We start from the raw sequence: 17,215 nt of genomic DNA on the forward strand, positions 1-17,215 counted from the left end.
CCCTGTCAGCGCTGCCAGTTGTAGGGAAGAACGGGAACCGCACGCGGGCGACCGGGGGCACCTGCCACCCCATCGGGGGAATCGGAGCGGGTCCAGGTTTCGGGCCGAGTTTCGGGTCGACGCGAGCCGCCCGCACACAAGGGAAGTGCGCGGGCGGCCCGGTCGGTGAGGGGGTGGTGTGGGGTGGCGGTTACGGAGTGACCGTCAGCGGGGTGTGTCCCACAGCCGTCGAGCCGTCGCCGAACTCGACGGCACCGACATACCGTTCGCCGCGGATCGCGTCCGGCCATGACACCGTGACCTTCGGCCGGTCGCCCTTGCGGACGGTCTGCTCGGCCGGGGTGACCGTGGGCGTCACCGCGGGGGTGCCCTGGCCGACCTTCCAGCTCCACAGGATGTACCGCTGGCTGGTGGTGCCGGCCGGCAGTTCGTATTGGAGGACGTAGACGTCGTAGTCGCCGGGTGGCAGGTCGACGTGTTCGTCGGAGCCGGCGTCGGGCCATGCGCCGACGTGGTTGCCTTCGCTGTCGAAGGCGTACAGGTCGAGGTCGCTGCCGGGGACGTGGTCCGCGGAGGTGAGGGCGAACCGGGTGAAGGGGGCTCCCTCGGGGACGTGGACGCGGTGCCTCACCACGGCGTCGTTGGTGTGCGGGCTCTGCTCGAAAGCGGACTCATCGGTGCCGGTGAGGGTGCCGGTGGTCTTCTCACCGGTGTAGAGCGAGGCCTTCGCGGTCAGCTCGCCGTCCCAGCCGACCCGCGGCGTGAGCGTCGCCGTGTCACCACCGGTGACCGTGACCTCGTCCGGGGTCGAGAACAGTTCCGCGCGCAGGGCGATCGGGCTGGTGACCTCGTGGCGGCTGTGCGCGTCGCTCAGCGTCAGGGAGCCGAACGACCAGCTGCCGTGGTCGGCGCTCGTACGCTCGAACGCCACCTTGTACGACGCCGACTCGCCCGGCGCGATCGTCAGCCGCTTCGGGGTGATCTCGGCGCGGAAGCCAGGCGGGGTCTGGAGCTCGGCCTTGTAGGTGGCGGTCGTCGACGAGACGTTGGTGACCGTGCGGGTCACCGTCTGCCTGCCCACCAGGTCGCCGACCGCGATCGACGGGTAGTTGAGGTCGCTGGGGTCGGTCTTCGCGGCCGTGGCGCAGGGGTCGGTGCCGTCGGCGGTCGTGGGGTGCTCGCCGAGGGCGCAGAGGTACGCCGTCCAGTCGGCGGACGTCGAGTCGTAGACCAGGCCGGGGTCGGCGGCGCGGGTCACCCGGGGTGAACCGGAGCCGTGATCGAACACGGTGGCGGGGGTGACCCCGGTGTTCTGCTCGGTCTGCCGGCCGATGGGCTCGCCCTTGTTGTCGGTCGTGGTGGCGGTGGTCATCAGCGCCGACTTGATTTCCATGGGGGACCAGTCGGGGTGCAGCTGCTTGAGCAGGGTGGCGAGGCCGGCGATGTGCGGGGCCGCCATCGACGTGCCGTCCATGAACCCGTACTCACCGGTGTATCCGGCGAAGCCGCCGGGGACGGTGCCCGCCGCGATCAGCTGGCCCGGTGCGGCGATGTCGGGCTTCAGCAGGTCACCGCCGGAGAACGGGTCGGGGCCAGAGGAGGAGAAGTCGGTGATGACGGGGGCCCGGACGCGCCCGCTCCTGGTGGGGGAGAGTTCCGCGGTGGCACCCGGACCGGCGGCGTAATCCTTGACCGTCTCCCGGTCCTCAGGGCTCACCGAGATCACGGGGAACTGCGGGTCCGCGACAACGTCCTGGAAGCTGGCCGGTGTGTTGGCCAGGACCATGCCGACCGCGCCGGACTTCTTCAGCTCGTCGAACCGGCCCTGGTAGTCGAAGCCCTCGCCGCCCCGGTCGCAGACGACGATCTTCCCCTTCGCCTTGTCCGGGTCGAGCGTGTCCGGCGCGCAGTGCACGATCTGTTCGGCGCCCTGCCTGCCGACCGCGACGGCGTTGACCAGCGGTGCGGAGGGGACCCCCTCGGTGAGCCCGGGGTTGGTGAAGGAGCGGCCGTCACCGAGCGTCAGGGTCGACGTGTAGCCGGTGTCGTGGGTCTCCGCCGCGACGGTCGTGATCCAGGGCGCGGTGTTCTCGACGGTGTTCGGGCCGCTGTTGCTCGCGGAGGCGGCGACGAACACGCCCGCCTTCGCCGCGTTGAACATCGCCTCGGTGGAAGCCGGGTCGGTCAGTGCGCCGCCGATGGAGTAGCTGATGACGTCCACCCCGTCGGCCACCGCGCGGTCGATCGCGGCAGTGTTGTCCGCACCGCCGCAACCGGTGCTCCAGCAGGTCTTGTAGAAGGCCAGCCGTGCGGCCGGGGCCAGTCCGCTGAGCTTGCCGGCGATGTTCGTACCGTCTATCGCGGCGGGGGTGGCGTGCTTGCCGGCGATCGTGGTGCCGATGTGGGTGCCATGGCTGTGCATGTCGAGCGGCGAGGGCACGTCGATCGGCTGGGGGTCCTGCAGTTCGGCCCGGAAGTACGCGGCCCCGATCACCTTGTTGTTGCAGGTGACCTTGTGGCCCGGGTTGCTGTCGTCGCCCTCGTCGCAGGTGCCGCGCCACTTCTTGGCGATGACGTCGGCGTCGGGGCGGGGCTCCGGCAGCGGGGCGAGCATCGGGTTCTTCGGATCGAAGGGGTCGATCACCCCGACGATCATGCCCTCGCTGGCCCGTTCGGGGCCGCCGACCTTCGCCCACAGGCCCTTTTTCCCGGTGAGGCCGAGAAAGCGGGGGACGTCGGGGAGGGCCGCCTTGGGGGTATGGCTCCTGCCTGCGGAGGCCGACGCCGGTGCGGGTGCGGGTGCGGGTGCCGGTGCCGGTGCGGGTGAAGGTGAGGGTTCACGTGCGGGTGAGCGCGGCGCGGTGCGCTCGCCACCAGCACCCCGCACGGTTCCCTCGTCCTGTCCCGCTGCCGTGTCCGGCGACTCGGGCGCGATCGGCCGCACGACCCGGGAGGGGGTCACCGACACCACCCCCGGTGTCACGGCCAGCTTGGCGGCCTGCCGACCGGTGAGCCGGGCGGCGAACCCGTTGAACGTGTACTCGTAGTCGTACAGCTTCCTCACGCCCGGGACCGCGTCCAGTACCTCGTCCCGGCGGGAGTCCAGATGGCGTACGTAGGTGCGGACAGCGGTGGCATCGGCGTCGAGCCGCTCACCGGGGTCGGGTGCCGTCCGCTTCAGTCGGGGCAGGCCGCCTTCGTACGCGGCGACGGGTGCGTCGGCGAGCTTCACGATGTAGGTGGCGTCGCGATAACTGCCGTCGATGTCGGTGGAGTTGGCATGAGTGGGAGCGGCGACCGCGGTCAGGGTCAGGGCTCCGGCCAGGAGGGGCGTCAGCAAGGCGACGGCCGCTCTCGGGCGTATGTGATGGTTCGTCAACTGTGGTCCATGTCGATCGATCCGGAAAGATCTCGATCCCCCGAGGGCCCCAATGTCACAGAGGACCCACCAGTAATAAATCTTGAAAGGTCATATACTGATGGGTCTCCACAGTCGTTTCACAAACAGCGGCCGAAGCGGGGCGGGTTCATCCGCCGTTGACCTTGGAACTTCTCAAGTTCCGTCAAGGGAAGGCAAAGCGCGCTCCAAGGTTGACCCCTGATGTCCGTCACCCTCGCCGCCGGAGACGACGGCATCCACGCCGAGGGCGACCTGGTCATCAGCGAGGGCACCCTGGTCCTCAACTCCCAGGGCGGCGGCTGCGACTCCAACGGCACCGCCGGGATCACGGGCGGCACGATTGTCGTGAACGGTCCCGAGACGGTGGCAACGGAGCGCTCGACGTCAACGGCGGCTTCACCGTCAGCGGTGGCACGCTTCTCGTCTCCTGCGGCGCGGGCATGAAGTCCTCCCCGTCGGGCGGGCCGGTGCGCAGCACAGTGTCCACGCGCCGCTCCATCGAGGAAACGTTCAGGCCCGCCTCGTCCGGGTGCTGGCTGGGCGGGCGGGCCGTCGTGTGGCTGGCGGTTATGCGGACGTGCCGAAGTTCTGGGTCCAGTAGTTGCCCGGCTGGGCCAGGCCGATGCCGATCTCCTTGAAGCCGCAGTTGAGGATGTTGGCCCTGTGGCCGGGGCTGTTCATCCAGCCGTCCATGACGCTCTCGGGAGTGCCGTACCCGGCGGCGACGTTCTCGCCCGCCGACCTGAACCGGTACCCGACACGGGCGAGCCGGTCACTCATGTCCGAGCCGTCGGAACCGGTGTGGGACATGTTCTGGTGGTCGGCCATGTCCTGGCTGTGGTTCTGGGCGGCCTTGGTGAGCTTGGCGTTCTCGGTCACCGGCGCACAGCCCGCCTTCTGGCGTTCGGCGTTGACCAGGGCCAGCACCCGGGCTGTGGGCCCGGAGTCCGCGTTGCTCGTGGAGGTGCGGGGAGCGCGGTCGGCCTCCGTGGCCTTCGGCGTGCTCGCGGGCGCGGCCTGCTTCTCGGGCGTGCGTGCGGGCGGCTTGGCCGCCGGGCTCTTGGTCTTCGCGGGCGACGCGCTCGGGGTGGGGCTCGTGCGGGAGGCACGTGGCTTACGGGACCGCGAGGGGGTCGCCGAGGGGTCCGCGTCGGAGGTGCTCGGGGACGCGGAGGGCGTCGAGGGGGTCTCCGGCGGGGCGGGGTCGGCGACCGGATCCGACGGGTCCCCTCCCCACCAGGAGGAGGCCACACTGCGCCAGCCGCCCAGTCCGCCGCCGCTCGCCTGCGCGATCGTGGGAATGCCCACGGCGCCCACGGTCACCACGGCGGCCGCGGCTATGGCTATCTTCTGGCGCCTTGTTCTCGGGCGCCTCGCTTTCTGGCGTTTTGTTGTCCGGCGATGGCTGCTCATACGTGGCCTCACTAAGTGGTCCGACTGGCGAGCCCGGTCATTATGGGGAGGCTCCAGCGCGCCGGGCAACGAACGCCTGTGCTGCCGTCGAGCGCCGCAGCGGGGGCCTTTCCGGGGTGCCCGGTTCCGGGAGTGCGGGTCTTCTGCCTGGTCCGGAAGGGGCTTTGACGGAACCGCCGATCCGGACGAGCAATGGAATTCGCCATTTCTGCGGCAAGTGCCCGATTGGATTTCGAAGGGCATGGTTTGTCGCACCGGGTAAAAAGGTTGATCGGTTCCATCGCTGCGCAATTCGGTCGTGACGCATGTCACGCCGATTCGAGGTGTGCCGGGGACGGGCGCAGACTGGAGGTGCGGGGTTCCCGAGAAAGTGAACCCCCATGGAGTTTCCCGAGGCCCCGCGGTGATCCGGTCGTGGAGGAATCATGACGGCAGTCACGCGGACAGAGGTCCCCGTCGAGATCGAGGGTGACGGCCTGGAGGTGCGCTTCCAGGAGATCGGCGGTGACATGACGGTCGCCTTCATCAAGCTGCCCCGGGGGACGGACATGGCGCCGGCCCTCAAGGGCCTGCCCGACGACCTGTGCCAGTGCCCCCACTGGGGATTCCTGATCAAGGGACGGGTGAGGATGCGGACGAAGGAGGGCGAGGAGTCCTACGAGGCCGGACAGGCCTACTACTGGGGTCCCGGCCACTCCCCCGAGGCTCTGGAGGACGTCGAGGTCATGGAGTTCTCGCCGACGAAGGAGTTCCAGGAGGTGATGGACCACATCAAGTAGCCGTACTCACATACCGGCTGACGGTCAGCCAGAAGGCGTCGGAAGAAATCGACTTCGGCGGCAACCTATCCCGGACCCGCGACCACACATGAGTCGGAACCCCCTTCCCAGGGGCTCCACACGAACCACGTGTTCTCCCGAACCACGTACGTTACGTAAGGACTCATCTGTGGCCTCTGCCTCCCTGCGCCCGTCCCACCGCCGGTCCCTCCGCAAGCGCCGGACGTTCGTGGTCTCCGCCGCCGCCGTGGCCGCCGCGGTCGGTGGCGGTGTCCTCGTGATGAACGCCAACGCCTCCCCCGTGGACCTGTACCACCAGGTGCTGCCCGCCAAGGACGGCTGGGCGGCGTCCGGTTCCGGTACGACCGGCGGTACGAAGGCCGACGCGGCGCACACCTTCACGGTGTCCACCCGCGCTCAGTTGGTGAAGGCGCTGGGCTCCCAGACCGACACGGCCCCCCGGATCATCAAGATCAAGGGCACGATCGACGCCAACACCAACGACTCCGGCAAGAAGCTGACCTGCGCGGACTACGCCTCCGGCACCGGCTACTCGCTCTCCGCCTACCTCAAGGCGTTCGACCCGGCGACGTACGGCAAGAAGGTCCCGTCCGGCAAGCAGGAGACCGCCCGCGGGGCCGCCGCGGCCAAGCAGAAGAAGAACATCGTGTTCCGGGTGCCGTCGAACACCACCATCGTGGGCGTCCCCGGCACCAAGGCCGGCATCCTCGGCGGCAGCCTGCAGATCCAGAACGTCAAGAACGTCATCGTCCGCAACCTGACCTTCGCGGACACCCAGGACTGCTTCCCGCAGTGGGACCCGACCGACGGCTCGTCCGGCGAGTGGAACTCCAACTACGACTCCGTGACCCTGCGCGGCGCGACCAACGTCTGGGCGGACCACAACACGTTCACCGACGCCCCGACCTTCGACAAGACCGAGGCGACGCACTTCGGCCGCAAGTACCAGGTCCACGACGGCGCCCTCGACATCACCAACGGCTCCGACCTGGTGACCGTCGAGCGCAACCGGTTCCTCAACCACGACAAGACGATGCTGATCGGCAGCAGTGACACCGACAGCACGGGCAAGCTGCGCGTGACGATCCACCACAACGTGTGGAAGGGGATCGTGCAGCGGGCGCCCCTGGCCCGCATCGGCCAGATCCACCTCTACAACAACGTCTACGACACCACCACGGTCAACGGCTACGCCCCCAAGTACAGCATCGACTCCCGCGCCAAGGCCCAGGTCGTCGCCGAGCGCAACGTCTGGAAGATCCCCGCCGGCGCGAAGGTCGCCAAGCTGCTGAGCGGCGACGGCACGGGCTCGGTCGCCGGCACGGGCAACCTGGTCAACGGCAAGGCCACGGACATCGTCGCCGCGTACAACACCGCGAACTCCAAGAAGCTGAAGACCAAGGTCAACTGGACCCCGGCTCTCACCGCCGGCCTGCAGACCACGGTGACGGGCCTGCTGACCGACCTGACCGGCACGGGGGCGTCGGCCGCGGGTGCCGGGTTGCTGTCCTAACCCCGCAACACTCCTGCCGGGGGCGCCACCCTGGGGCCGGGAAGTGTCCCGGACCGGAATCAGGAAGGGGTCCGGGACGGCACAGAGGGGCCCGGGAAGCGTGCGGCTTCCCGGGCCCCGGGTGCGCGTGCGGCTGCCTCATCGGGCCACGAACTGGGTGAGGATCGCCTGCACCTCGTAGATGTCCACGCCCTTGGTGAACGTCTTCTCGATCGGTTCGTGGGTGCCGGACAGCCAGATCTTCAGCTCGGCGTCGAGGTCGAAGTGGCCGGCCGTCTCGACCGCGAAGTGCGTGATGCTGCGGTACGGGACGGAGTGGTACTCCACCTTCTTGCCGGTGATCCCCTGCTTGTCGATCAGGATGAGACGGCGGTCGGTGAACAGGATGGTGTCACGGATCAGCAGGAACGCGGCGTGAACCTGCTCCCCGTGCCCCAGCAGACGCCCGTAGTCCTGCTGAGCCTTGCCGGGATCGACGGTGTGCGCGTTTCCGAACAGTGCCATGCCAGGGGAGACGCACACCCGGGCGCATAGGGTTGCTTTCCGGATACGCTGCGCCACTTCCTGTCGCCGCCCTCGGGTATCCGCTTCGGGGCAGGCTGCTCGGCGGTCATCCCGCGAGGCGCATGACGTTGTTCTCAGGCGACACTTCCATGACGACGCGGGGGCTCGGTGACGTCGTACGACGTCACCGAGCCCCTTTGTGATGCCTGCCTGGGCGTTACGCGGCCGGTTCGCCGCCGAAGCGCTCCTTGTACGTCTCCAGGTCGTCGTCCGTCAGCTTGGCGAAGAGGACCGGGGGGACGGTGAAGGGGGTGCCGGCCGGGACGGAGTCCAGGGACCTGGCTTCCTCCGGCGTGACCCAGGTGGCCGTGTCGTCCTTGAGGGTGAAGGCGGCGCGCATGGTGGCGGAGGAGACCGGGATGAAGGGCTCGGAGACCACCGAGTAGAGGTGGATGAGGTTCATGGCGGTGCGCAGGGTGAGGGCCGCGCCGTCCTGGTCGGTCTTGATCTCCAGCCAGGGGGCCTTCTCCTCCAGGTAGGAGTTGCCCGCCGACCACAGGGCGCGCAGGGCCGCTGCCGCCTTGCGGAACTGGAGGGCTTCCATCTGGGCCTCGTACTCGGCGAGCAGGCGGGCGATCTCCTCGCCCAGTTTCGCCTCCGCCTCGCCGGCCGCCGCGCCCGCGGGGACCTCGTCGCCGAAGCGCTTGCGGGAGAAGGACAGGACGCGGTTGACGAAGTTGCCGAGGGTGTCGGCGAGGTCCTTGTTGACCGTGGCGGTGAAGTGCTCCCAGGTGAAGGACGAGTCGTCCGATTCGGGGGCGTTGGCGATGAGGAAGTAGCGCCAGTAGTCCGCCGGGAGGATCTCCAGGGCCTGGTCGGTGAAGACTCCCCGCTTCTGCGAGGTCGAGAACTTGCCGCCGTAGTACGTCAGCCAGTTGAAGGCCTTGACGACGTCGACCTTCTTCCACGGCTCCCGGATGCCCAGCTCGGTGGCCGGGAACATGACGGTGTGGAAGGGGACGTTGTCCTTCGCCATGAACTCCGTGTAGCGGACGTCGGTGTCGACGTCGTACCACCAGGACTTCCAGTCCCGGTTCTCCGGGTCCTGGTCCGACCACTCCTTCGTCGCGCCGATGTACTCGATCGGGGCGTCGAACCAGACGTAGAAGACCTTGCCCTCGGCGGCCAGCTCCGGCCAGGTGTCGGCCGGTACCGGGACGCCCCAGTCCAGGTCGCGGGTGATCGCGCGGTCGTGCAGGCCCTCGGTCAGCCACTTGCGGGCGATGGAGGAGGCGAGCTGGGGCCACTGGTGCTCGTGTGCGGAGACCCAGGCCTCGACCTCGTGCTGCAGCTCGGACTGCAGGAGGAAGAGGTGCTTGGTCTCGCGGACCTCCAGGTCGGTGGAGCCGGAGATCGCCGAGCGCGGGTCGATCAGGTCGGTGGGGTCGAGAACCCGGGTGCAGTTCTCGCACTGGTCGCCGCGGGCCTTGTCGTAGCCGCAGTGGGGACAGGTGCCCTCGACATAGCGGTCCGGGAGGAAGCGGCCGTCGGCCGGTGAGTACACCTGGCGGATCGCCCGCTCCTCGATGAACCCGTTCTCCTTCAGCCGGCGGGCGAAGTGCTGGGTGATCTCGACGTTCTGCGGGCTGGAGCTGCGGCCGAAGTAGTCGAAGGCGAGGGCGAAGCCGTCGTAGACGGCCTTCTGGGCGTTGTGCGCCTGCGCGCAGAACTCGTCGACCGGGAGACCCTGCTCCTTCGCGGCCAGCTCGGCCGGGGTGCCGTGCTCGTCGGTCGCGCAGATGTACAGGACGTCGTGGCCGCGCTGGCGGAGGTACCGGGAGTACACGTCCGCCGGGAGCATGGACCCCACCATGTTGCCCAGGTGCTTGATCCCGTTGATGTACGGAAGGGCGCTGGTGATGAGGTGTCGAGCCATCGGGGGATGCTCCCAGGTCGGTCGATTTCGTGAGTCTTGAAATCCTAGCCGACATGGGTGTGCCGCCCGCCTCCCGTTTTGACGGGTGGGAAGCGGGCGGCACGCGGTGGTGCGGGTGGTGCGGTGGTACGGGTGCCTGTTGTCGCCGGGTGCGGTCGGCTACGGGCGCCAGGTGGCCAGGATGCCCTCGTAGACCTCGGCGTCGGTGAGCTCGCGCGGGGTCTCTCCGGCGAGGAAGTGGGATGTGTTGTCCGTCTTCAGCTTGCGGAGGTAGTCGAAGGCCTTGTTCTCCGGGTCGCCGAACGCGACGAACGCGAAGTGGACGGCGGGGTGGTTCTTCGCGGCATCCGCGAGGGCCTGGTTCGCGGGGGTTTTGGCGTCCGGGGCACCGTCGGTCTGGAAGACGACGAGGGCGGGGGTGCCGGGGGTCGCCTTGCGGTGCTGGGTGAGGACCTCCTCGACGGCCACGTGGTAGCTGGTACGGCCCATGCGGCCGAGGCCGGCGTGCAGGTCGTCGACCTTGTTGTCGTACGAGTCGAGGGTGAGCTCGCCGGTGCCGTCCAGCTCCGTGGAGAAGAAGATGACGGGGACGGAGGTGGGCTGCTCGGGGTCGAGGTGGGCGGCGAGGGCGACGGTCTGCTCGCCGAGGGCCTGGGCGGAGCCGTCCTTGTAGTAGGCGCGCATCGAGGCGGACCTGTCGAGGACGAGGTACACCTTGGCTCGGGCGGTGGTGAGGTCGCGCTTCTCGAGTACGGCCTGGGCGGCGTCGTAGGCGCTGCGGAGGCCTGCGGGCACGGGCTGGGCTCCGCCGGGCGGTACGGCCTCGGCTTCGCCGTCGGCCCACTCCGTCTTCCCACCCGCACCACCCGTGCGGCTTTCGTCGTCGGCTGCGGGTGCCTCCTGTGGGGCGGCCCCGCCGTCGGTGACCGCGGGCTCGGGGGTGGCTTCCTGGGCGACGGCGACGGCGACGGGGGCGGGGACCTCAGCCGGCTCGGGTGCGGACTCCGGCTCCGGTTCCGGTTCCGGTTCCGGGGCGGTCTCGGCCTCGGGCGTGGCTTCCGGCTTCTTGACGGCCTCCGGCTCGGGCTCCGGCGCAACGACAGCCTTCGGCTCCGGCTCCGGGGAGGGCTCGGGCTCGGCGGCGGGCTCCGGCGTTGCCGCAGTCGCGGGCTCGGTCGGCTCCGGCTCGGAGTCCTTCGCGGTGGCCGGCTCAGGCTCGGTCACCGGCTCGGTCTCGGCCACGACCTCAGCCTTCGGCTCCGCCTCGGCGTCCGGGACCTCTGTCTCAGAGTCTCCCTCCGCGTCGGGCTCCGCCTCGACCACCGGCTCTACGACCTCAGCCGCAGACTTCGGCTCCGTAGCGCTGTCACTCTCCGGCACCACCGGCTCCGCCTCGGCGGCAGGCTCGACCTCGGCCGTGGGCGCGACGTCGGCCTTCGGTTCGGCCTCCACCTGGGGCTCGGCTTCGGCGGCAGGCTCCGGTTCGGCCTCCACCCGGGGCTCGGCCTCGGCGGTCGGCGTGTCAGCCTCGGCCTTCGGTTCGGCCTCCACCTGGGGCTCGGCTTCGGCGGCAGGCTCCGGTTCGGCCTCCACTCGGGGCTCGGCCTCGGCGGTCGGCGTGTCAGCCTCGGCCTTCGGCTCGGCCTCCACCTGGGGCTCGGCCTCGGCGGCAGGCTCCGGTTCGGCCTCCACCCGGGGCTCGGCCTCGGCGGTCGGCGTGTCAGCCTCGGCCTTCGGCTCGGCCTCCACCTGGGGCTCGGCCTCGGCGGCTTCCTCGGCCCTCGGCTTCGGCACGGTCACGTTGTCGAAGGCCGCCGAGACCAGTTCGTCGGCGACGGAGGCGGACGGCTTGGCGTCGGCGGCGGTGGTCGTCGGCTCGGGCTCGGCCGACGGCGCCGGAACCGTCGGCTCAGCCTCCCGCAGGGAACCCCGCAGGGAACCTCGCGAGGAAGCCTCCTCGGCCTCCTGACCGGTGACCTCCGTCGAGGAAACCCGCTCCGCCTCCTGCGAAGGAACCGTGTCGCGCCCCTTGCGTGAGCGGCCGAACGCGTTCCGCAGGAGAGAGAGAATGCCCATGTGCGCAACCCTTCGCGTGAGTTGTAGCCCGTCAATCCCTGGCCAGGACGGACACGTAAGGTTAGCGGCCAGGATTGGTGATCTTGGGGTGGGGCGGGCGTCTTTCCCTATCTCCGTCACCCGGCGCTGTCAATACCGCCCCAACTGCCGCAGGTTCACCCCGTGTTCACCTTCCGGCTCCGTTCTCGAACACACGCCGCCCTAGCGTCGCGCTCACACCAAAGGCACATAAGAGGAGCGCACCGTGCGCAAGCTGCTGCCCATGATCGCCTCGCACCCCGGCGGCCGTTCCGCCCTGACGTGTCGGTTCCGCTGTGGAGACGCCTGCTTCCATGAGGTCCCGAACACTAGTACGAACGAATATGTGGGTGATGTCATCGCGAGCGCGCTGAGCCGCCGCTCGGTGATGAGGGCCGCCGCGGTCGTGACCGTGGCCACCGCCGCGGGGACGGCGGCCACCCTCGGCAGCGCCCTGCCTGCCGCCGCCGCCCCCGCCGCCGCCCCCGCGGAGACCGCCGCGTCCAAGAGCAAGGGCCGGGGCAGGGCCGCCCGCGGTCTCCGGTTCACCGCCGTCGCGCCCAACACCGCCGACGCCGTGACCGTCCCCGAGGGGTACCGGCAGAACGTCGTCATCCGGTGGGGCGAGCCCATTCTGCGCGGCGCCCCCGCCTTCGACCCGGAGAACCAGACCGGCAAGGCGCAGGCGGCCCAGTTCGGGTACAACTGCGACTTCCTCGCGCTGCTCCCGCTGCCCGGTGAGCGCGGTCGGCAGCTCCTCGTCGCGAACCACGAGTACACCGACGAGGTGCTCATGTTCCGCGGCTACGACGCCGCCAACCCGACCCGCGACCAGGTCGAGGTCGCGTGGGCGGCGCACGGGCTCTCCGCCGTCGTGGTCGAGGAGGACCGGCGCTCCGGCAGGCTCACGGCCGTGCCCCGCCACCACCTCAACCGGCGGGTCACCGCCACCACCGAGTTCCGGCTCACCGGCCCGGCCGCCGGCTCCGAGCTGCTCAAGACCTCCGCCGACCCGACCGGCCGCAAGGTCTTCGGCACGCTCAACAACTGCTCCGGCGGCACCACCCCCTGGGGCACCACGCTCCACGGCGAGGAGAACTTCAACCAGTACTTCGCCAACAGCGCCCGCGCCACCGACAAGCGCTACGGCATCGGCACAGGCGCCTCCGAGCGCAAGTGGGAGCGGTTCGACAAGCGGTTCGACGTCGCCCGGGAGCCGAACGAGGTGCACCGGTTCGGGTACGTGGTCGAGTTCGATCCGTACGACCCGTCGTCCACGCCCCGCAAGCACACCGCGCTCGGGCGGTTCAAGCACGAGGCGGCCACCATCCGGCTGACCTCGGACGGGCGTCCGGTCGTCTACTCCGGCGACGACGAGCGCTTCGACTACTTCTACAAGTTCGTGAGCAGCAAGCGGATGAGGAAGGGGTCGAGCCGCGCCGTGCGCGAGCACAACCTCTCGCTGCTGGACGAGGGCACGCTGTACGTCGCCAAGCTCACCGGTGACTCCCCGGCGATCGAGATCGACGGCACGGGCAAGCTGCCGGCCGACGGCGAGTTCGACGGCAGTGGTGAGTGGATCCCGCTGGCCACCGCGACCGCCGAGGGGGCCGTGTCGCACGTCGAGGGCATGACGGCCGACGAGGTCTTCGTCTTCACCCGGCTCGCCGGTGACAAGGTCGGCGCCACCAAGATGGACCGACCCGAGGACATCGAGCCCAACCCGGTCACCGGCAAGGTCTACGTCGCCCTCACCAACAACTCCAACCGTGGCGTCGGCGCCAACCCGAAGGCGGACGAGGCCAACCCGCGCCACGCCAACAAGCACGGCCAGGTCCTGGAGCTCACCGAGCGCTGGAACCGGCCGGAGAGCACCAGGTTCGCCTGGCTGCTCTTCCTCGTCGCGGGCGACCCCGAGGACCCGGCGACCTACTTCGCGGGCTTCCCCAAGGAGCACGTCAGCCCGATCTCCTGCCCGGACAACGTCGCCTTCGACCCGTACGGCAACCTGTGGATCTCCACCGACGGCGCCCAGCTCGGCTCGCACGACGGTCTGTTCGGTGTCGCGACCCGTGGGGAGCGGCGCGGTGAGCTGAAGCAGTTCCTCACGGTCCCGAGCGGCGCCGAGACCTGCGGCCCGATCATCCAGGACCGCCGTGTCCTGGTCGCCGTGCAGCACCCGGGCGAGATCGACGGCGCCACCGTCGAGAACCCGAAGAGCACCTGGCCCGACGGCCCCGGCAAGCACGTCCGCCCGGCGGTCGTCGCGGTGTGGCGCGCGGACGGCTGCGACATCGGCGTCTGAGCCGTATCGGAGGCACACACATGGGTGCGGGCCGCCCTCCTGTCGGGGAGGGCGGCCCGCATGTCCTTCGGCGAGGGTCGGGCTCAGGGGGCCAGGCAGCTGACGCCCGGTGCGGCGGTCGGGTCCAGCAGGGCGGCCGGGTCGAGGAGCGCGGCGGGGTCGGCGAGCTCAGTCACGGCGGCAGGGGTCTCGGCGAGGCAGGTGACGGTGGCTACCGGGTCCGGAACCGCGTGGGCGGCCGGGGCCATGACGCCGGCGAGGGCGAAGGTTCCGAGCAGGACGGTGGCGGTGCGCCGCATGGCGAACATCCCCTTGTCAGACAGGAAGTGAATCGTCCGGTTGGACAAGAAGGATCATTACGGCTTCCCTCCCGCGAACTCTCCCTCCGTCACCCGCCAGGGGATGAGGTAACGATTCGCCGCCCGGTGCCGGGTTGACCCGGAGATGTCCGGCGTCCGGTGCGGTGCTCAAGACGTTGTGCTCAAGGCGTTGTGCTCCAGACGTCCTGGTGACTCTTTGGCTCACTGGCGCCGGTGGAGGGTGAGGTCGACGGTGACGGCGTTGTGGTCGGTGCCGGGGAGTTCCTGGAAGCGGACCTCGCGGGCGGAGAAGTCCTTGGACGAGACGAGGACGTGGTCGATCTGCGTGCCGAGCCTCGGGGTCGTCCGGGAGGGCCAGGTAGGGGTGCGGTCCTCGCCGACCTGGCGGGCGGCGTCGCTCAGGCCCGTGTCGAGGAGGGCGCGGAAGGCCGCGTGGTCCTGGGAGGCGTTGAAGTCCCCGGCCAGGATGGTCGGCGTCCGGGTGTCCTCGGCCGCGTACGCCCGCAGCGCGCCGAGCTCCCGCCGCCAGGTGTCCAGCTGTCCGGGCAGCGGCGGCATGGGGTGCGCCAGCCGCAGCCGTACGGGGTGGCCGTCGACGTCGGCCACGGCGCCCGGCATGCCCATGGTGCCGGGGATCGGGTCGACCGGCTTGAGGGGGTGGCGGCTGAGGATGACGGAGCCGGTGGAGCCGTAGCCCTCGACGGCCTGGCGGTGGGGGTAGGCCGGGGTCTCGCCGCTGAGGTCGCCGAGGGTGTCGCGGAGCTTGGCCGAGCAGGTGAGCTCGCACTCCTCGACGAAGACGATGTCGGGGCGGTCCCGGCGCACGGCCTTGACGAGGGCGTCCGTGCCCCGGCCGAACTGCACGTTGGACGTCATCACCCGGACCTCGGCGAGCACCGGCCCGTCGGGCTCGCTCACCTTGCCGTACGGCTCGATGTACCAGGCGAGCGCGCCGAGCAGGACGACGCCCCAGGTCAGGCCGGTCCACCAGCGGGCGAACAGGGCGAGGAGGAGGGCGAGGGCGGTGGGGGCGAGGAGCCAGGGCAGGAACGCGAGGAGTTGGGTGAACGGGGTGAAGGCGTCGGTGTCGGCCGCGCGGGAGGCGACGACGACGGTGACGCCGAGGAGGAGCAGGGCGGCGAACCCGGTCTTGCCTCGGTGCCGACGGCGCCGGGGCGGGGGTGCGGGTGCGGGTTCCGGTGTCGGCTCCGGCCGTTCGATGGTCGCGCTCTCCACGGCCGTGCCTTTCGCTTCTGTCGCTGGGGTCCCTTTCAAGGACGGGTTGGGTCGGGGGAAGGTTGCGTGGGGGTATGGGGCGGGGATGCGTGGGTGGGGGTGTGGGGGTGTGGGGCGGGGATGCGTCCGCACTCGCCGACAGACACCCTCACTCGCCGACAGACACCCCCACTCGCCGACGGACACCCGCCCCCGAGCTCTCACGCCCCCTAATGCACGGCGTCGGGGGCCGTCGCCAGGGACCACATCACGAAGATCGCGATGGCGATGCAGATGAGGGACCAGACGGGGGCGTAGGGGAGGAACATGAAGTATTCGATGGCGAAGAGGGACGCGAAGGCGATGCCCAGCGCGCGGGCCCAGCCCCGGCCCTGGACGGCGCCCCAGCCGGTGGCCAGGACAGCCAGTCCGATGACCAGGTGGATCCAGCCCCAGGTGGTGAGGCTGAACTTGAAGACGTAGTCGCCGATGTTCGTGTAGACGTCGTCCGTGGCGATCCCCGCGATGCCGTTGATGATGCCCATGACGCCGATGACCATCATCAGGACACCGGCGAAGACCATCCCGCCGAGGGCCCACTCCGAGCGGGCGGTCCCCCTCCGGGTCGTCGGCGTCTCCTCCGAGGTGTGGTTCTGTCGCGGTGTGGTGCCGTGCTGGGCCATGAGGGCCTCCTCCATGCGGATGGACAGCTCATCCGCATGTTCACGCGGCGGGGGGAGCACCGCATGCGGTGTAGGCCGAACGGGTGATGCGCGAGGCGTCCTGTCCTGCCCCGGTCAGTCCAGCCGCGCCAGGAAGTCCCCCAGGGCCTTGTTGAACTCCTCGGGGCGCTCCAGGTTCGGCAGGTGGGCGGCGCCGTCGACGACGTGGAGGGCGGAGTCGGGGAGGGCGGCGTGCATGGCCTCGGCGTCGGCGACGGGGGTGTACTCGTCGTCGGCGCCGACGACGACCAGCGCGGGCACGGTGACGCGGGTGAGCAGGTCGCGGTAGTCGGGGCGCTCGGCACGGCCGCGCAGCGCCGCCGCGGCGCCCTCGGGGTCGGTGGCCGTCATCATGCGGCGCACATGGGCCGCGACCCCGGCGTCCGCGTGCGGCGCGACCATCTTGTACAGCACCTCGTCGGCATACCCCGCCATGCCCTCGCGCAGCAGCCGGTCGGCCATGGCGTTCCGGGAGCGCCTGCCCTCCGTCGTCTCGGCGGCCGGGAAGGTGTCGGCGAGGACCAGCCCCCGGACGCGGTGCGGGAACCGCCGGTAGCACTCCATCGCGATCTGGCCGCCCATGGAGAGACCCGCGAGGACGAACTCGGTGACGCCGAGGTCGTCCAGGAGCGCCGCGATGTCCTCGGCGAAGGTCGAGAGCGGGGTGCTGCCCGGGACCACGGGGGACTCGCCGTAGCCGCGCAGGTCGGGGGCGACGACCCGGCGGGCGGGGGCGAACTCGGTGATCTGGGGGTGCCACATCGTGCGGTCGAAGGGGTGGCCGTGGATGAGGACGAGGGGGAGAGCGGCGCTCGTTTCCCCTTTGTCCTCATATGCGAGGAAGGTGGTCATGTATGTGACCCTAGAGTTCCTCAACTGCTCGGTGCAATAAAATCTTTGCCCTCGGTGCAATGTGCCGGAGGCGCGGGTGCCGGCCGCGGGTGCGGGTGCGGTGCGCGTATGGGTGTGGGTGCGCGTGTGGGTGTGGGTAGG

At 70.1% G+C, this 17,215-nt stretch carries 13 protein-coding genes; 4 read left to right on the top strand and 9 right to left on the bottom strand.

Annotated elements, in window-relative coordinates; genetic code table 11:
• Window positions 1-190 precede the first annotated feature (190 nt).
• The gene (locus ACFY9I_RS09385) at window positions 191-3,379 is read right to left on the bottom strand and encodes a S8 family serine peptidase (RefSeq protein WP_390998777.1); all 3,189 of its coding nucleotides are present in this window, start codon (window positions 3,377-3,379) and stop codon (window positions 191-193) included.
• 222 nt (window positions 3,380-3,601) lie between these two features.
• Here ACFY9I_RS09385 and ACFY9I_RS09390 point away from each other — a divergent pair, with 222 nt between their 5' ends.
• Window positions 3,602-3,844, top strand: coding sequence for a hypothetical protein (locus tag ACFY9I_RS09390; RefSeq protein WP_390998780.1), 243 nt, complete (start codon window positions 3,602-3,604; stop codon window positions 3,842-3,844).
• A gap of 123 nt (window positions 3,845-3,967) precedes the next feature.
• On the opposite strand, the gene ACFY9I_RS09395 is transcribed toward ACFY9I_RS09390, so the two are convergent.
• A complete protein-coding gene (locus ACFY9I_RS09395; protein ID WP_390998783.1) occupies window positions 3,968-4,708 on the bottom strand; it encodes a CAP domain-containing protein in 741 nt (246 codons plus the stop codon).
• Between the two features lie 530 nt (window positions 4,709-5,238).
• Here ACFY9I_RS09395 and ACFY9I_RS09400 point away from each other — a divergent pair.
• Window positions 5,239-5,592 carry a hypothetical protein gene (locus tag ACFY9I_RS09400; protein ID WP_390998786.1) on the top strand — a complete coding sequence of 118 codons (354 nt, stop codon included), beginning with the start codon at window positions 5,239-5,241 and terminating at the stop codon, window positions 5,590-5,592.
• 169 nt (window positions 5,593-5,761) lie between these two features.
• On the top strand, window positions 5,762-7,126 hold the full coding sequence (locus tag ACFY9I_RS09405) for a polysaccharide lyase family 1 protein (RefSeq protein ID WP_390998789.1): 1,365 nt from the start codon (window positions 5,762-5,764) through the stop codon (window positions 7,124-7,126).
• 138 nt (window positions 7,127-7,264) lie between these two features.
• Here ACFY9I_RS09405 and ACFY9I_RS09410 read toward each other — a convergent pair whose 3' ends face one another.
• The 3 genes from ACFY9I_RS09410 to ACFY9I_RS09420 all read right to left on the bottom strand — a co-directional run bounded on the left by ACFY9I_RS09410 (window position 7,265) and on the right by ACFY9I_RS09420 (window position 11,642).
• Complete coding sequence (locus ACFY9I_RS09410) at window positions 7,265-7,630, bottom strand: PH domain-containing protein (protein ID WP_319240172.1); 366 nt, start codon at window positions 7,628-7,630, stop codon at window positions 7,265-7,267.
• A gap of 217 nt (window positions 7,631-7,847) precedes the next feature.
• Entirely contained in the window at window positions 7,848-9,566 is a 1,719-nt protein-coding gene (metG, locus tag ACFY9I_RS09415) for a methionine--tRNA ligase (protein WP_390998794.1), read from the bottom strand.
• A 159-nt stretch (window positions 9,567-9,725) separates the two neighbouring features.
• Entirely contained in the window at window positions 9,726-11,642 is a 1,917-nt protein-coding gene (locus ACFY9I_RS09420; protein ID WP_390998797.1) for a VWA domain-containing protein, read from the bottom strand.
• 244 nt (window positions 11,643-11,886) lie between these two features.
• Between ACFY9I_RS09420 and ACFY9I_RS09425 the strand changes: the two genes are divergently transcribed.
• Window positions 11,887-13,965 carry an alkaline phosphatase PhoX gene (locus tag ACFY9I_RS09425; protein ID WP_390998800.1) on the top strand — a complete coding sequence of 693 codons (2,079 nt, stop codon included), beginning with the start codon at window positions 11,887-11,889 and terminating at the stop codon, window positions 13,963-13,965.
• Between the two features lie 83 nt (window positions 13,966-14,048).
• On the opposite strand, the gene ACFY9I_RS09430 is transcribed toward ACFY9I_RS09425, so the two are convergent.
• The 4 genes from ACFY9I_RS09430 to ACFY9I_RS09445 form a co-directional block, all read right to left on the bottom strand.
• Window positions 14,049-14,264 (bottom strand): hypothetical protein, encoded by a 216-nt coding sequence (locus tag ACFY9I_RS09430; protein ID WP_390998803.1) that lies wholly within the window; start codon window positions 14,262-14,264, stop codon window positions 14,049-14,051.
• Between the two features lie 222 nt (window positions 14,265-14,486).
• Entirely contained in the window at window positions 14,487-15,521 is a 1,035-nt protein-coding gene (locus ACFY9I_RS09435; protein WP_390998806.1) for an endonuclease/exonuclease/phosphatase family protein, read from the bottom strand.
• Window positions 15,522-15,730: 209 nt separating this feature from the next.
• Window positions 15,731-16,183 carry a hypothetical protein gene (locus tag ACFY9I_RS09440; protein WP_390998809.1) on the bottom strand — a complete coding sequence of 151 codons (453 nt, stop codon included), beginning with the start codon at window positions 16,181-16,183 and terminating at the stop codon, window positions 15,731-15,733.
• Between the two features lie 114 nt (window positions 16,184-16,297).
• A complete protein-coding gene (locus tag ACFY9I_RS09445) occupies window positions 16,298-17,074 on the bottom strand; it encodes an alpha/beta fold hydrolase (RefSeq protein ID WP_390998811.1) in 777 nt (258 codons plus the stop codon).
• Between the last annotated feature and the right edge of the window lie 141 nt (window positions 17,075-17,215).

The sequence above is a fragment of the Streptomyces sp. NPDC012510 genome (assembly GCF_042955065.1).
Lineage (GTDB): Bacteria > Actinomycetota > Actinomycetes > Streptomycetales > Streptomycetaceae > Streptomyces.